We start from the raw sequence: 14732 nt of genomic DNA, 5'->3' as shown, positions 1-14732 counted from the left end.
CTTGAACATCGGGCATGTCATATCCGGGACAGGCCATGCCGCGCTGATCGGCTGGCTGTTCCTTGGCGGTTGGGCCGCGCCGGAACCTCCGCCGGTAGAGGTGCAGGAAGTCTCCGTCATCTCGACGGAGGAATTCGCGCGGCTCGAAAACGCGGCCCGCCCGCCGGGGGCGGATACGGATGTGGCCGCGCCGCAGCCGCCTGCCCCGGACGAGGCCGAAAGCCCCGGATTGCCGGAACAGGCGCAGGACCGGCCCCCGCAGGTGACCGCACCGGACCCGGCGCCGGAGACCACCCCGCCCGACGCCGCACCGCGCCCGCCCGAGCCCATTGCACCGCCGCAGGCCGAAGCCGCCGATGCGCCGCCCGTGTTGTCAGCGCCGGAGACCCCGCAGGACAACCTGCCCACCGCCGAGCAGCGTCCGGCGGCCCGCCCGGTGCCGCGCATTTCTCCCGATCCGGTGCCCGCGCCTGACCGCGACGTGGCCGCCGATGACATCCGCCGGGACGAAACCGCCCCCACGCCGGAGCCGGAGCGCCAGGCGCCGGAGGAAACCGAAAGTACCGCGCCAGAGGAAACCGCCCCCGAGATCGTGACCGAGGCGGAGGAGGAGGACAGGCCGCTGGCGCCCACCCGCTCGCCCCGTCCGCGGGCCCGTCCGGATCGCCCGGAGCCCGAGGTGGAGATCGCCGAGACCCCCGCGCCGGAACAACCGGCCCCCGATCCCGCGCCCACCGCCACGCCGGAGCGCGCAGAGGAAAAAGACGCCATCGCCGATGCCCTCGCCCAGGCCATCGGCGGCGCCGACACGCCGTCGGAGACCCCGCGCGCGCCCGCTGGCCCGCCCCTGACCTCCGGAGAGAAGGAGGCGTTGCGCCTTGCGGTGCAGAATTGCTGGGTCGTCGATCCGGGATCGGCCTCCAGCGATGTGGTGATCACCCTTGGCTTCGACATGGATCGCAGCGGGCGTGTGATTCAAAGCTCCATCCGGCGGATCTCTGCCGAGGGGGGCGATGCCTCCGCGCAATCAATTGCGTTCGAAACCGCCCGACGTGCCGTGCTACGCTGTGAACGCGGCGGATATGACCTACCGTCAGAGAAGTTCGAGCAATGGCGCGAGATCGAAATGACATTCAACCCGGAGAAAATGCGGAACCTATGATGCGTAACCTGATTGCCAGCCTCGTCATCGCGGTTTTGCCCTTCGCGGCCGCCGTTCCCGCCATGGCCCAGACCGATGGCCCCCTGCGGATCGAGATCACAGAAGGCGTGATCGAACCCTTGCCCTTTGCTGCGCCTGCCTTCGTGGCGGAGAACACGGCCGCCAACCAGATGGCGCAGGATATCGCCCGCGTCGTGGCCGAAGACCTGTCCGGCACGGGCCTGTTCCGGGAGATCCCGCGCGATGCCTTCATCGGGTCGATCACCAGTTTTTCCAGCCCTGTCGAATATTCCGACTGGAAGGCAATCAACGCCGAGGCGCTGATCACCGGCGCTGTGTCGATGGACCCGTCCGGCCGGCTGGACGTCAAGTTCCGCGTTCACGACGTGTTCGCCAACCAGGAATTGGGGGACGGGCTGCAATTCTCCGGGACCGAAGCCGGCTGGCGCCGGATGGCCCACAAGGTCGCCGATACGGTCTATTCCCGGATCACCGGGGAGCAGGGCTATTTCGACAGCCGCGTGGTCTACGTGTCCGAAACCGGACCCAAGGACGAGCGGCGCAAGCGCCTCGCCATCATGGATTACGACGGCTACAACGTGCAGTACCTGACCGACAGCGCCTCCATCGTGCTGGCGCCGCGGTTTTCGCCCACCGGGGACCGGGTGCTGTATACGTCCTACCAGACGGGGTTCCCGCGCATCTACCTGCTGGATGTCGAAAGCGTCGGGCGCAATGTCGTTGACGCGGCGGGCGGTGAGATGAGCTTTGCGCCCCGCTTCGGCCCCAACGGGCGGACCATCGTCTATTCCGCCACCTCGGGTGGGAATACGGACCTGTTTCGCATGGACCTCGGCTCGGGTCAGACGACGCGCCTGACGGAAGCCCCGTCGATCGAGACGGCGCCCAGCTTCTCTCCCGATGGCAGCCAGATCGTGTTCGAAAGCGACCGTTCCGGCGCGCCGCAACTTTACGTCATGCCCGCCAATGGTGGTGAGGCGCAGCGCATTTCCTTTGGCCAGGGGCGGTACGGCACCCCGGTCTGGTCGCCGCGTGGCGACATGATCGCCTTTACCAAGCAGAACAACGGCCGGTTCCACATCGGCGTGATGCGCACCGACGGCAGCGGCGAACGCCTGCTGACCGCATCCTTCCTGGACGAGGGGCCGACCTGGTCGCCCAACGGCCGCGTCATCATGTTCACGCGCGAAACGCGGGGCGAAACCGGGTCGTCTTCGCTTTATTCCGTGGACATAACCGGCCGGAACCTGAAACGTGTCCGCACCGAGGGCGGAGCCTCCGACCCGGCGTGGTCCCCCTTGCAATGAAGCACCTGCGGGGGATGTCGCGCAGGCGTCGCACCTGTTAGGATACAGTGAATTCGAGCATCAGAAGGTCCATGATGAAACACCTGACCAAAGCCGTTCTTCTTGTTGCGGGCCTGACGCTCGCCGCCTGTACCAATGCCGACCGGTTCGGGGATGACTACGGATCCTCCTCCGCCAGCCAGACCGCGGCGATCACGCCTGGCAGTGCATCCGATCCCGCCTCGCCGCTGTATTTCCAGCAAAGCGTCGGCGACCGCGTGCTGTTCCTGGTCGATCAGTCCAGCCTGACGGATACCGCGCGCTACACCCTGGATGGGCAGGTCGCCTGGCTGAACGCCAACCCCGATTACAGCGCGGTGATCGAGGGTCATGCGGACGAGCAGGGGACGCGGGAATACAACCTGGCCCTGGGCGCGCGCCGCGCCAACGCGGTTCGCGAATACCTGATCACCAGCGGCGTCGCGGGCAACCGCCTGCGCACCGTCAGCTACGGAAAGGAACGCCCGATCGAGATCTGCTCCGAAGAGGCCTGTTATGCCAAGAACCGTCGCGCGGTGACCACCCTGGCCGCCGGCAACAGCTGATCCGCGCCTTCGGGCCCGACCCCAATGCCACAGAGACGGAGCATCGCCTTGCGCCTGACCGCCCTTCTGCTTTCCGCCACGCTGCTTTTTCCGGTCTCCGCCCTTGCGCAGGACCGGCAGGAGACGCTGGCCGACATCCGCCAGCAACTGACGACGCTGCACGTCGAATTGCAACGCCTCAAGCGGGAGCTGAGCACCACGGGCAGCACCGGGCAGGCGGTGGTTTCCGGCTCGCCGCTGGAACGGCTGAACGCCATCGAATCCGAAGTGCAGCGCCTGACCTCCAAGACCGAGACACTGGAATTCCGCATCGACAGCGTGGTCAAGGACGGCACCAACCGGATCGGTGATCTGGAATTCCGACTGGTGGAACTGGAAGGCGGCGACACCTCGCGGCTGGGCGAAACCACGACCTTGGGCGGCGGCTCTCTGCCGCAGGGCGGGGGCGGCGCGTCCATGGGTGCGGGCGGGGGCGGCGGCACGACTCTGGTCGGTCCGGGCCAGTCCGGCCCGCAGCTTGCCATGGGGGAACAGGAGGATTTCGACGCCGCGCAACAGGCGCTGGACGCGGGCGAACATGCCGCCGCGGCGCGCGCCTTCCTCGACTTCTCCAACACCTATCCCGGCAGCCCGCTGGAAGCCCGCGCCCAGTTCGGCCGGGGCCGCGCGCTGGAGGCGGATGGCAATATCAAGGAAGCGGCCCGGGCCTATCTGGCAGCCTTTACCGTGGCACCCGAAGGCGAGGACGCGCCGTCCTCCCTTTATCGGTTGGGGCGGTTGTTGGGTCAGCTGGGGCAATCGAACGAGGCCTGCGTGACCCTGGGAGAAGTGCCCCGCCGGTTCCCCGGCTCCGCTGCGGCGGGCGAGGCCCAGGCAGAGCTGCGGGCGCTGAGCTGCTCGTGACGCCCACGGCGCCGTCGGGCGCGGCGCCGTGTGCCGGGTGGCCGTCATGACGGCGGACGCGGCAGGGACTGCGGGCGCCACGGCCTTGCGCCGCCATTTCACCGATCCGCTACCCCGGCTGGGGGTGGCCGTGTCCGGGGGCAGCGACAGTCTGGCCCTGCTCTGCCTGCTGCGCGATCACGCTACGGCAGATGCGCCCGGGATGGCGCTGCATGTCGCCACCGTTGATCACAACCTGCGGCCCGAGGCCCGGCAGGAGGCGGCACAGGTCGCCCGGCTTTGCGCCCGCTGGGGCCTGCCTCATACGGTGCTGACCTGGACGGGGTGGAACGGGCAGGGCAATCTTCAGGACGCTGCGCGCCGGGCCCGGCTGCGCTTGCTGGCGGATTGGGCGCGGGGGCAGGGGATCGCCGACGTGGCGCTGGCCCACAGCGCCACCGACCAGGCGGAGACCTTGTTGATGCGGCTGGCGCGCTCTGCCGGGGTGGACGGGCTGGCGGCGATGGCGCCGCGTCGCGTGGCCCATGGCGTGACCTTTCACCGCCCGCTGCTGGGCCTGACCCGCGAGGCTCTGCGCGAGATCCTGACCGCCCGCGCGATCCCCTGGGCAGATGATCCGTCCAATGACGACCCCCGGTTTCACCGCATTCGGCTGCGCCAGGCCCGCGCCCAGCTGGACGCGTTGGGCCTGACGGTCCCGGCCCTGGCTGCCACCGCCGCCCAACTGGGCGAGGCCCGCGCCGCCCTGGATGCCGCCACCAGCGCCGCGGCGCGCCGGCTGGTCACGGCCGATCGCGGCATCCTGCGGATCGACGCGGTCGGCGTTGGGCGGGAAACCGCCGAGATCGCCCGCCGTCTTCTGGCCCGTGCTTTGCGCTGGATCAACGGCGCCGACTACCCGCCCCGCCGCGCCGCATTGGCGGATGCGCTGGCCGTTCTGCACCGGGGCGGCACCCATACGCTGGCCGGTTGTGTGCTGATGTCAGACGGCACACAGGCGCAGCTGATGCGCGAATTGAACGCAGTTGCCGGTGCGCGGACGCCCCTGGGGGGGCTCTGGGATGGGCGCTGGAGGCTGGAGGGCCCTCCAGCACCGGGGGCGGAGATCCGCGCCCTGGGCGCCGCCGGGCTGACGCAATGCCCGGATTGGCGCGTGGCGGGACTGCCGCGCGCCGCGCAGATGGTCGGTCCGGCCTTGTGGGCGGGTGATCGGCTGCTCTGCGCGCCGCTGGCCGAAACCGCGCCGCGCTGGTCCGCGCGGCTGATCCGCGACGAGATGACCGGTGACGCCGCGTCCATGGCGGATTGAACGTGGCGCCGTAAAACATATTTAAGTGCCTACGGCTCTGTGATACCCGCAGGGTCAACCTTCTAAGGGAGAGGTTCTTTGGGCACCGCTAGAAATATCGCCTTCTGGGTCGTTCTGCTGCTTCTCGTCGTCGCACTGTTCAATTTGTTCAGCGGCTCCGGCAATACGTTGCAGAGCCGGGAGATTCCGTATTCGCAATTCGTGGAGCGGGTGAACGACGGGGACGTGAATTCCGTCACGCTGGACGGCGAACAGGTCCGGTTCAGGGGCAGCGACGGCAATGATTACGTCACGATCAAGCCGGAAGACGCGGAAATCACGAACCTTCTGATCGACCAGTCGATCCCCGTCAGCGCCAAGAGCCAGGAAGAAAGCGGGTTTCAGACCTTTATCATCTCGCTTCTGCCGATCCTGCTGCTGATCGGTGTGTGGATCTATTTCATGAACCGGATGCAGGGCGGCGGCAAAGGCGGGGCCATGGGGTTCGGCAAAAGCCGGGCCAAGCTGCTGACGGAAAAACACGGCCGGGTCACCTTTGACGACGTGGCCGGCATCGACGAGGCCAAGGAAGAGCTGGAAGAGATCGTCGAATTCCTGCGCAACCCGCAGAAGTTCAGCCGTCTGGGGGGCAAGATCCCCAAGGGCGCGCTGCTGGTTGGCCCTCCGGGCACCGGCAAGACGCTGCTGGCCCGCGCGATCGCGGGGGAGGCGGGTGTGCCCTTCTTCACCATCTCCGGCTCCGACTTCGTGGAAATGTTCGTCGGTGTGGGCGCGTCCCGCGTGCGCGACATGTTCGAACAGGCGAAGAAGAACGCACCCTGCATCGTCTTCATCGACGAGATCGACGCCGTGGGCCGTCATCGTGGCGCGGGCTACGGCGGGGGCAATGACGAACGCGAGCAGACGCTGAACCAGCTGCTGGTCGAGATGGACGGGTTCGAAGCCAACGAAGGCGTCATCATCCTGGCCGCCACGAACCGCCGCGATGTGCTGGACCCCGCGCTGCTGCGTCCGGGCCGGTTCGACCGCCAGGTCACTGTTCCCAACCCCGACATCAAGGGCCGGGAGAAGATCCTGGGCGTGCACGCCCGCAAGACCCCGCTGGGCCCCGATGTCGACCTGCGCATCATCGCGCGCGGCACGCCGGGCTTTTCCGGGGCGGATCTGGCCAACCTGGTGAACGAGGCAGCCCTGATGGCGGCCCGCGTCGGTCGCCGGTTCGTCACCATGGTCGATTTCGAGAATGCCAAGGACAAGGTCATGATGGGCGCGGAGCGGCGGTCGATGGTGCTGACCAACGACCAGAAGGAAAAGACCGCCTATCACGAGGCCGGCCATGCCATTGTCGGGCTGGAACTGCCGAAATGCGATCCGGTCTACAAAGCCACGATCATTCCGCGCGGCGGTGCCCTGGGCATGGTCGTCTCCCTGCCGGAGATCGACCGGCTGAACTGGCACAAGTCCGAATGTGAGCAGAAGTTGGCGATGACCATGGCGGGCAAGGCGGCGGAGATCCTGAAATACGGTGCCGACGAAGTGTCCAACGGTCCGGCTGGCGACATCCAGCAGGCCAGTGGCCTGGCTCGTGCGATGGTCCTGCGGTGGGGCATGTCCGACAAGGTCGGCAATGTCGATTACGAACAGGCGCACGAAGGCTACATGGGCAATGGCGCCGGCGGTTTCTCTGTCTCCGCCCATACCAAGGAGCTGATCGAGGAAGAGGTGAAGCGCATGATCGACGACGCCTATCAATGGGCGTTCAAGATCCTGTCGGAGCAGAAAGAGGAATGGGAGCGCCTGGCAGAAGGGCTTCTGGAATACGAGACCCTCACCGGCGAGGAGATCAAGCGCGTGATCAAGGGCGAGCCGCCCCGCGCCGACGAGGACGAGGATGACGACAAGCCCACCGGCGGTGCCTCGGTCACGGCGATCCCCAAGACCAAGCCGCGCGGCAAACCGGGCGGGATGGAGCCGGAACCGACGGCCTGAGCTTGCTTGAAACGGAAACCGGCCGGGCCTTTGCCCGGCCTTTTTCTTGCCAATCCGGGGGGGCGCCCTAATCTGCCAACCGGATCGGCACCGTGGGGACGCCGGTACGGCACGGAAGCGACCCGTTCGGGGTCGATGCCGGGTCGCCCGCCGGGACGTCGGTCCCGACCGCCCGGCCAGTCCCGCCGCCGTGCGACACGGGCGACACACCGGAAAGACCCGGCCCCCGAAGGAAAGGATTGCCATGACGCCAAACGATTGGAACCCCACCGCCTATGCCCGATTTCGCGGGCTGCGCCTGCGCCCGGCGCTGGACCTGCTGGGGCAGCTGCCCGACCTGCCCGAAGGCGCAATGGTCGATCTGGGCTGCGGCGCCGGGGTGGTCGGTCCGGTGCTTCGAACGCGGTTCGGTGGACGGCGACTGACGGGGGTCGACAGCTCTCCGGCGATGCTGGAACAGGCCGCGCAGGCCGGTTGCTACGACGATCTGGCCGAGGCCGATATCGCGCAATGGCAACCCGCCGCGCCGCCGGCGCTGATCTTCTCCAATGCGGCGCTGCACTGGCTGCCCGATCACGAGGCGCTGTTGCCCCGGCTGGCCGGGCTGCTGGCGCCCGGCGGCGTGCTGGCGGTGCAGGTGCCGAACCAGAACCGCGCGCCCTCGCATCGGCTGTGGGCCGATATCCGGGACAAGCACGCCGGCGCCGGTACCGCGGATATTCCCGGCATTCTGGACCCGGTGGATTATCACCGCCTCCTGTCGCCGCTGGGACAGCTGGACCTGTGGGAGACGGAATACCACCAGCAGCTGGCCACCACCGGCGAGGGGCACCCGGTGCGGCGGTTCACGCAATCGACGATCGCGCGCCCTTATCTGAAAGGGTTGGATACGGCGGTGGCGGATCGGATCGTGGCCGAATATGACAGCGTGATGGAAACGATCTACCCGGTGCAGCCGGACGGGTCTGTCCTCTTTCCTTTTCGGCGACTTTTCTTCACTCTGCGCCGCGACTGACCTGACGGAGACTGCCATGCAAGCGCTCAAGCCGACTTCCTTTACCGCCCGTATTGTCTGGCTTGGCCATGTGGCGGACCGCGATGCGGCGCTGGCCTCCGACGCGGTGACGACCATGGCGGCGACCTTTGCCGGCCCGCAGGGAGAGGCCCATGGCGGCCTGACCCGACCGTCGTGCTCACGGGTGCTGCAACAATTCGCGCGTGGGACAGAGATCCGCAATGTGCGCCAGTTCTCCATCGTCTCTGCCGAGGATCTGGCCGCCACGGCAGCGGAAATGGGGGTCGACCGACTGGACCCCGCCTGGCTGGGCGCCACCATGATGGTGGAGGGTCTGGCCGATTTCACCCACCTGCCGCCGTCTTCGCGGCTTCAGGCGCCTTCGGGCGCGACGCTGGTGGTGGATATGGAAAACCGCTCCTGCATGCTGCCCGCCCCGGTGATCGAGAAGGCGTATCCCGGACGGGGCAAATTGTTCAAATCCGCCGCCCGCGACCGGCGTGGCGTCACCGCCTGGGTCGAACGGGAAGGGGATTTTCAACTGGACGACGTGTTGACCCTTCACATTCCCGATCAACCGGTGTGGCTAAATCTGGAAAAGGCCCGCGCGGAATAATCCGCGACGGGCCTCTAGCGGGGGGCTCGGGGGAGGGAGGGCCTGGGCGTGATTGATGCGGCTCCGCGCCCGTTCGGGGGATCAGGCCAGCAATGCGGCGGCCCCCACGAGGGTCAGGGCGAAACTGATGTGAATGACGAAAGCTGCGGCGTTCATGTGTTCTATCCTGCGTTATATCCGGGGCGTTTCGCGGATCCTGCCCGCTGCCCTTGTGTTGCCATTCCAACGCCCCGGCGTCGCAATTGGTTCCTGCCGCGCCCCGTGCGCCCAACCGGCGCCGCCTGGTCCCGCGCCGAAAACCGCAGCGGATTGGTCGCAATCCGGGCGGTGTGATCCGCCGCTCTGCGTTAAGAGCGATACATGATGCGCGACGCGCCCCGCCCGCCCCGACGCCGGCTTCCCATGCCAGCCCACTTGACCGACAGGATGCCCTGCAATGACCTACCGCTCTGACATCGAAATCGCGCGCGACGCACAGAAGAAACCGATTCAGGAGATCGGCCAGCGGCTGGGCATCCCCGCCGACAGCCTGCTGCCCTATGGTCACGACAAGGCCAAGATCAGCCAGGCCTTCATCGACAGCGTCCAGGACCGCCCCAACGGGAAGCTGATCCTGGTCACCGCGATCAACCCGACCCCGGCAGGCGAGGGCAAGACCACCACCACCGTCGGTCTGGGCGACGGCCTGAACCGCATCGGCAAGAACGCCGCGATCTGTATCCGGGAGGCCTCTCTGGGACCGTGTTTCGGGATGAAGGGCGGCGCCGCGGGTGGCGGGTTGGCGCAGGTTGTGCCGATGGAAGAGATGAACCTGCATTTCACGGGCGATTTCCACGCCATCACCAGCGCGCACAACCTGTTGTCGGCCATGATCGACAACCACATCTACTGGGGCAACGCGCTGGAGATCGACGAGCGCCGCGTGGTCTGGCGCCGGGTGTTGGACATGAACGACCGCGCGTTGCGCGATACCGTGACCGCCCTGGGCGGTGTGGCCAACGGCTTTCCCCGGCAGACCGGGTTCGACATCACCGTCGCCTCCGAGGTGATGGCGATCCTGTGCCTGGCGCGGAATCTGGGCGACCTGCAACAGCGGCTGGGCGACATCATCGTGGCCTATACCCGCGACCGCGCCCCGATCCATGCCCGCGACATCAAGGCCGACGGCGCCATGACCGTGCTGCTGAAAGACGCGATGCAGCCCAATCTGGTGCAGACGCTGGAGAACAACCCCGCCTTTGTCCACGGCGGCCCCTTCGCCAATATCGCCCATGGCTGCAATTCCGTCACCGCCACCGCGACGGCCCTGAAGCTGGCCGATTACGTGGTGACGGAGGCCGGGTTCGGCGCCGACCTGGGGGCGGAGAAGTTCATGAACATCAAATGCCGCAAGGCGGGACTGGCGCCCGACGCTGTGGTGATCGTCGCCACCGTGCGCGCGATGAAGATGAACGGCGGCGTGGCCAAGGCCGATCTGGGCACGGAGGATGTCGGAGCGGTCCGCGACGGCTGCCCCAATCTGGGCCGCCACATCGCGAATGTGAAACAATTCGGCGTGCCGGTGGTTGTCGCGATCAACCATTTCGTCACCGATACCCCGGCAGAGGTTGCAGAAGTGCAGGCCTATGTCGCCGAACAGGGGGCGGAAGCGATCGAATGCCGGCACTGGGCCGAAGGCTCCGCCGGAGCCGAGGCGCTGGCCCGCCATGTCGCCGATCTGGCCGACAGCGGCACCGCTCAATTCGCGCCGCTCTACCCTGACGAGATGCCCTTGTTCGAGAAGATGGAGACGGTCGCCAAGCGGATCTACCATGCCGACGAGGTTCTGGCCGATCAGAAGATCCGCGATCAGCTGAACCAATGGGAGGCGGCGGGATATGGCCATCTGCCGGTCTGCATGGCCAAGACGCAATACAGCTTCTCCACCGATCCTACCTTGCGCGGCGCCCCCACCGGCCACGGCGTGCCGGTGCGGGAGGTCCGGCTGTCGGCCGGTGCAGGCTTCGTCGTGGTGATCTGCGGGGAGATCATGACCATGCCCGGCCTGCCGCGCGTCCCCTCGGCGGAGGCTATCATGCTCAATGACGCCGGCCAGATCGAGGGGTTGTTCTAGGGGGCTCGGGCGAGGGCCGCTTAGGAGGGATCGGCGCTTTCCAAGGCCCTCCCCGTCTGTGAGGTTTGCTCTGCTGATTGCGCGGGTCCGCCGTCCGGGTGGGAGGATCTGGCGCGTCTGTCGGGGCTGGCCGCGCGCGCCGTCCCGTCCTATGAGACGTGCCATGACCGATACATCCCGTGATACCACCACCCCGCGCCCCGATCCTGCCAGCCTGACCGGCTTGGCGGAGGTCCGCGCCGGGATCGACGCGATCGACGGGGCCTTGCTGACCCTGCTGGCCGAACGCCAGGCCCATGTTGACCGCGCCGCAACGCTGAAGGCCGGGGCGGGGATTGCCGCCGCCGCCCCCGCCCGCGCCGCCGCCGTGCTGGAACGCGTGCACCACAAGGCCGGGCAGGCGGGCGTCGATCCGCATGTGGCCGTGGCCATGTGGCGCGTGATGATCGACCATTTCATTCGTCGCGAACAGGCGACATTGGGCACCACAGGAGAAGACGCATGACCGCCACCCGTATCGACGGCAAGGAATTCTCGGCTCGTGTCAGGGCCGACGTCGCCACACACGTCGCCCGGCTGAAGGCCGATCACGGCATTACCCCCGGGCTGGCCGTTGTTCTGGTCGGCGAGGATCCCGCCAGCCAGGTCTATGTCCGCAGCAAGGGGAAGCAGACCGTGGAGGCCGGGATGCAGAGCTTTGAACACAAGCTGCCAGTCGAGACCGCGCAATCCGATCTGCTGAATCTGGTCGCACGGCTGAACGCGGATCCGGCGGTGCATGGCATTCTGGTGCAGTTGCCCCTGCCGGATCACATGGACGAAGCTGCTGTCATCAACGCGATCGACCCGGCAAAGGACGTGGATGGCTTTCACATTTCGAATGTCGGGCGTTTGGCCACGGGGCAAAGCGCCATGGTGCCCTGCACGCCGCTGGGGTGCCTGATGCTGCTGCGCGATACCTTCGGATCGCTGTCGGGCAAGACGGCGGTGGTTATCGGACGGTCCAACATCGTCGGAAAGCCGATGGCACAATTGCTGCTGCGTGACAGCTGCACTGTGACCATTGCCCATTCCCGCACCGCCGATATCGCCGAGGTTGTGCGTCGGGCGGATATCGTGGTCGCGGCGGTGGGACGCCCGCAAATGGTGCCGGGCGACTGGATCAAGCCCGGCGCGGTGGTGATCGACGTCGGCATCAACCGCATCGACGCCCCGGAACTTGGGGAAGGCAAGACGCGGCTGGTGGGCGATGTGGATTTCGACAGCGTCGCGCAGGTCGCGGGCGCGGTCACCCCGGTGCCGGGCGGTGTGGGTCCGATGACCATCGCCTGCCTGCTGGCCAACACGCTGACCGCCTGCTGCCGCGCCGCCAACCTGCCGGAGCCGGAGGGGCTGACCGCCTGATCCGCCAGACTGCCTGATCCGCCTGAAGGTTCTACCCCTTGCCGCGCCCCGTCCAGGGGACGCCCGGCGCCGGGGGGCGCACGGTCTCAGGCCGGGACAGGCGCCATGGTGCCTTGCAGGAGCGCCACGTCGCGCAGGCCCGCCCCGTCGCGCGCCTGCACCCTGGCGGTCACCACGCAGAGCCGCCGTCCGGCCTTCTCCAGCCGGCCGGTGGCAATCAGCAGGTCACCACGGGCCGGGGCCAGCAGGTTGATCTTGATCTCGGCGGTGACGACCTCCATCCCCGGTTCCAGCGCCGTCAGCGCCGCGTAGCCCGCCGCCGTATCTCCGATCGCAAAGCTTAGCGCGGCATGGCCATGGCCCTGTTGCTGGGTCGCGATCGGCAGGATGGGCGCGGTGATTACCACGCGGCCCTGCGCGATTTCCCGCAAGCGCGCGCCAAAGGTCTGCATCATCGTTTGCCGGGCAAAGCTATTTTCGATACGCTTGCGCATATCCTGTTCTTTTTTCTCAATGCTCATTCTCTCATTGACCTTCCAATTTCATTGTCAGACCCGGTTCCCACACATATCCGCCCCCTGTCCGGTCTTCTCGGAAATCCCTCTTCGATGTCGTCGCAGCGGCGTTTTGCAATGATTCGCAAGGTCTTGTCTCGCAGTGTGATGGCAACGGTTTCGCCGGTCTGCCTGCTTGGCTGGGGCATTTTTACATGTCTGGCGAGCTTATTGGGCATTCTCGGAACCGATAGCATCCTTTCACCCGTGGCGCGGGTGACATTCTGGGGGCTGGCCGGGTTTTTCGGCCTGTTTGTGGGCAATGCAATACGCGGCACCTTTGCTTTTCATTGGGGGTTGGGCACTTTGGGCACCGCCCTTGCGGCGCCTCTGGTGATTGCGCTGGTCGTGGCGCCGGCCTGCTGGGCGGCGTTGCAGGGCCTGCGCGACGAAGGGTCCGACCCCGGAGAGCCACTGCTGTTCTGGGGGTTGGGGGTGCTGGCGCTGTCATCGCTGTCATCGTTGACGCGGCTCCTGCTGCAACGTCATATCGACCGCGCGGCGCGCAAGGCGGTGGCGCATATGCAGGCGGCCAGCATCCCCGATCGCGCGCGCCCCGAGGTGGTGGATGTGCCCACGCCCGAAGCCAAGCCCGCGGCGGAGCCTGCCAGTACCGGCGCGGCGATCGCCGACCCGCCGTTCCCTTGCGCGTTCGGGACTGGCAGCCCCCCTCCGGCCATGGCGCCAATGTCCCCCCCGGCACCCATGCGGCCCCGGCTGTATGATCGGTTGGCGGCCACCGGCGGGACGGTGCAGCACCTTTCGGCCGACGATCACTTGGTGATCGTCGGGCGCGACACCGGGCGGGAACAACTGCGCCTGCGCTTTGCCGATGCGGTACGGGAAATGGATGACGTGGAGGGGATGCTGACCCATCGCTCACATTGGGTGGCACGGGCGGCAGTGGCGGGATTCGACCGCGAACCGGGGGGCAAGATGTTCGTGCTGCTGCGCAACGGGGCGCGGCTGCCGGTGTCCCGGTCGCATCGGCAGGCGCTGGAGCGGACGGGGCTGGCCTAGCTGGCCCTCAAGGCGACGCCTGGCGCGGCATCGGAATCGCGGTGGGCCGGGTACCGGTCAGGATCGCCACTGCGCGCGGACCCATCAAGGCGGTCAGCGTCGCGTGATCGGACCGCAGGCCGCCGGTATAGGTGCCGAAGGCGGGCAGGATCAGCCGCGTGTCGTCGTGCAGGAAACAGGCGCGTGCCGGGCCGGCACCGCGCCGCCGCAGACCGGCTTTTGGGTGGTAATGACCTGAAACCTCGGCCGTTTCTGCCGGGTTGGCGATATGGCGAAAAGTCAGCGGTCCAAGGCGCAGTGCAGTCAGATGGGTGCCGCCCAGATCGACGGGTCCGGGATCGTGGTTGCCCTCGATCCAGATCCAGCGGCGCCCGGCCTGAAGGCGCGCGATCCACTGCCGGGCGGTGTCTGGCAGGGCGCGTGCGGCGACGGCATCGTCGAAACTGTCGCCCAGGCAGATGACGCAGGCGGGGTCGGTGGCGGTGATCGCGTCCTGCAACCGGCGCAGGGTATCGCCGGTTTCGTAAGGGGGCAGCATGGCCCCGGCGCGGCGGCCCTGGCGTTCGGATTTGCCCAGGTGCAGGTCCGACACACACAACAACCGTCGTGCGGGCCAGTGCAGCGCGCCGGAGCCCATGGCCACCAGCCTTGCCCCCGCCAGCGTGAAGGGCAGGCCCTGTGGGCCGGCGTCCACCGTGACCCCAGCCGCGCCCTCAGCCATGCCCCCCGGCCCGG

The 14732-nt window shown here is 67.5% G+C and carries 14 protein-coding genes; 12 read left to right on the top strand and 2 right to left on the bottom strand.

The window, feature by feature from the left end:
- Window position 1: 1 nt before the first annotated feature.
- The 11 genes from G5A46_RS01535 to folD all read left to right on the top strand — a co-directional run bounded on the left by G5A46_RS01535 (window position 2) and on the right by folD (window position 12423).
- The gene (locus tag G5A46_RS01535) at window positions 2-1162 is read left to right on the top strand and encodes a hypothetical protein (protein WP_163846639.1); all 1161 of its coding nucleotides are present in this window, start codon (window positions 2-4) and stop codon (window positions 1160-1162) included.
- The gene (tolB, locus tag G5A46_RS01530; RefSeq protein ID WP_163846637.1) at window positions 1162-2490 is read left to right on the top strand and encodes a Tol-Pal system beta propeller repeat protein TolB; all 1329 of its coding nucleotides are present in this window, start codon (window positions 1162-1164) and stop codon (window positions 2488-2490) included. The genes G5A46_RS01535 and tolB overlap by 1 nt, the downstream gene beginning before the upstream one ends.
- Before the next feature lie 74 nt (window positions 2491-2564).
- On the top strand, window positions 2565-3074 hold the full coding sequence (gene pal, locus G5A46_RS01525; protein WP_163846635.1) for a peptidoglycan-associated lipoprotein Pal: 510 nt from the start codon (window positions 2565-2567) through the stop codon (window positions 3072-3074).
- Window positions 3075-3122: 48 nt separating this feature from the next.
- A complete protein-coding gene (gene ybgF, locus G5A46_RS01520; RefSeq protein ID WP_338050016.1) occupies window positions 3123-3977 on the top strand; it encodes a tol-pal system protein YbgF in 855 nt (284 codons plus the stop codon).
- A 46-nt stretch (window positions 3978-4023) separates the two neighbouring features.
- Window positions 4024-5286 carry a tRNA lysidine(34) synthetase TilS gene (gene tilS, locus G5A46_RS01515; RefSeq protein ID WP_163846631.1) on the top strand — a complete coding sequence of 421 codons (1263 nt, stop codon included), beginning with the start codon at window positions 4024-4026 and terminating at the stop codon, window positions 5284-5286.
- Between the two features lie 78 nt (window positions 5287-5364).
- Window positions 5365-7275, top strand: coding sequence for an ATP-dependent zinc metalloprotease FtsH (gene ftsH, locus G5A46_RS01510; RefSeq protein ID WP_163846628.1), 1911 nt, complete (start codon window positions 5365-5367; stop codon window positions 7273-7275).
- Between the two features lie 244 nt (window positions 7276-7519).
- Window positions 7520-8290: a methyltransferase domain-containing protein gene (locus G5A46_RS01505; RefSeq protein ID WP_163846626.1), complete on the top strand. Its 771-nt coding sequence runs from the start codon at window positions 7520-7522 to the stop codon at window positions 8288-8290.
- A 16-nt stretch (window positions 8291-8306) separates the two neighbouring features.
- Window positions 8307-8906, top strand: coding sequence for an MOSC domain-containing protein (locus G5A46_RS01500; RefSeq protein ID WP_163846624.1), 600 nt, complete (start codon window positions 8307-8309; stop codon window positions 8904-8906).
- A 436-nt stretch (window positions 8907-9342) separates the two neighbouring features.
- The gene (locus tag G5A46_RS01495) at window positions 9343-11019 is read left to right on the top strand and encodes a formate--tetrahydrofolate ligase (protein ID WP_163846622.1); all 1677 of its coding nucleotides are present in this window, start codon (window positions 9343-9345) and stop codon (window positions 11017-11019) included.
- A 163-nt stretch (window positions 11020-11182) separates the two neighbouring features.
- Entirely contained in the window at window positions 11183-11524 is a 342-nt protein-coding gene (locus G5A46_RS01490; RefSeq protein WP_163846620.1) for a chorismate mutase, read from the top strand.
- Window positions 11521-12423, top strand: coding sequence for a bifunctional methylenetetrahydrofolate dehydrogenase/methenyltetrahydrofolate cyclohydrolase FolD (gene folD / locus G5A46_RS01485; RefSeq protein WP_163846618.1), 903 nt, complete (start codon window positions 11521-11523; stop codon window positions 12421-12423). Before G5A46_RS01490 ends, folD begins: the two co-directional genes overlap by 4 nt.
- Window positions 12424-12509: 86 nt before the next feature.
- Here the strand turns inward: folD and G5A46_RS01480 are convergent, their stop codons facing one another.
- On the bottom strand, window positions 12510-12944 hold the full coding sequence (locus G5A46_RS01480) for a PaaI family thioesterase (protein ID WP_239520560.1): 435 nt from the start codon (window positions 12942-12944) through the stop codon (window positions 12510-12512).
- A 240-nt stretch (window positions 12945-13184) separates the two neighbouring features.
- Between G5A46_RS01480 and G5A46_RS01475 the strand changes: the two genes are divergently transcribed.
- A complete protein-coding gene (locus tag G5A46_RS01475) occupies window positions 13185-13997 on the top strand; it encodes a LytTR family DNA-binding domain-containing protein (protein WP_163846616.1) in 813 nt (270 codons plus the stop codon).
- A gap of 7 nt (window positions 13998-14004) precedes the next feature.
- On the opposite strand, the gene pdeM is transcribed toward G5A46_RS01475, so the two are convergent.
- Window positions 14005-14718 (bottom strand): ligase-associated DNA damage response endonuclease PdeM, encoded by a 714-nt coding sequence (gene pdeM / locus G5A46_RS01470; protein ID WP_163849831.1) that lies wholly within the window; start codon window positions 14716-14718, stop codon window positions 14005-14007.
- Window positions 14719-14732 lie beyond the last annotated feature (14 nt).

The organism is Pseudooceanicola aestuarii (assembly GCF_010614805.1).
Taxonomy (GTDB): Bacteria; Pseudomonadota; Alphaproteobacteria; order Rhodobacterales; family Rhodobacteraceae; genus Pseudooceanicola; species Pseudooceanicola aestuarii.
This window is presented reverse-complemented; position numbering and strand designations above follow the sequence as displayed.

Coding starts and splice junctions, on each gene's coding strand:
- tolB (WP_163846637.1), top strand. CDS start 1,162: ATGCGTAACCTGATTGCCAGCCTCGTCATCGCGGTTTTGCCCTTCGCG.
- pal (WP_163846635.1), top strand. CDS start 2,565: ATGAAACACCTGACCAAAGCCGTTCTTCTTGTTGCGGGCCTGACGCTC.
- tilS (WP_163846631.1), top strand. CDS start 4,024: ATGACGGCGGACGCGGCAGGGACTGCGGGCGCCACGGCCTTGCGCCGC.
- G5A46_RS01505 (WP_163846626.1), top strand. CDS start 7,520: ATGACGCCAAACGATTGGAACCCCACCGCCTATGCCCGATTTCGCGGG.
- G5A46_RS01500 (WP_163846624.1), top strand. CDS start 8,307: ATGCAAGCGCTCAAGCCGACTTCCTTTACCGCCCGTATTGTCTGGCTT.
- G5A46_RS01495 (WP_163846622.1), top strand. CDS start 9,343: ATGACCTACCGCTCTGACATCGAAATCGCGCGCGACGCACAGAAGAAA.
- G5A46_RS01490 (WP_163846620.1), top strand. CDS start 11,183: ATGACCGATACATCCCGTGATACCACCACCCCGCGCCCCGATCCTGCC.
- folD (WP_163846618.1), top strand. CDS start 11,521: ATGACCGCCACCCGTATCGACGGCAAGGAATTCTCGGCTCGTGTCAGG.
- G5A46_RS01480 (WP_239520560.1), bottom strand. CDS start 12,944: ATGAGCATTGAGAAAAAAGAACAGGATATGCGCAAGCGTATCGAAAAT.
- pdeM (WP_163849831.1), bottom strand. CDS start 14,718: ATGGCTGAGGGCGCGGCTGGGGTCACGGTGGACGCCGGCCCACAGGGC.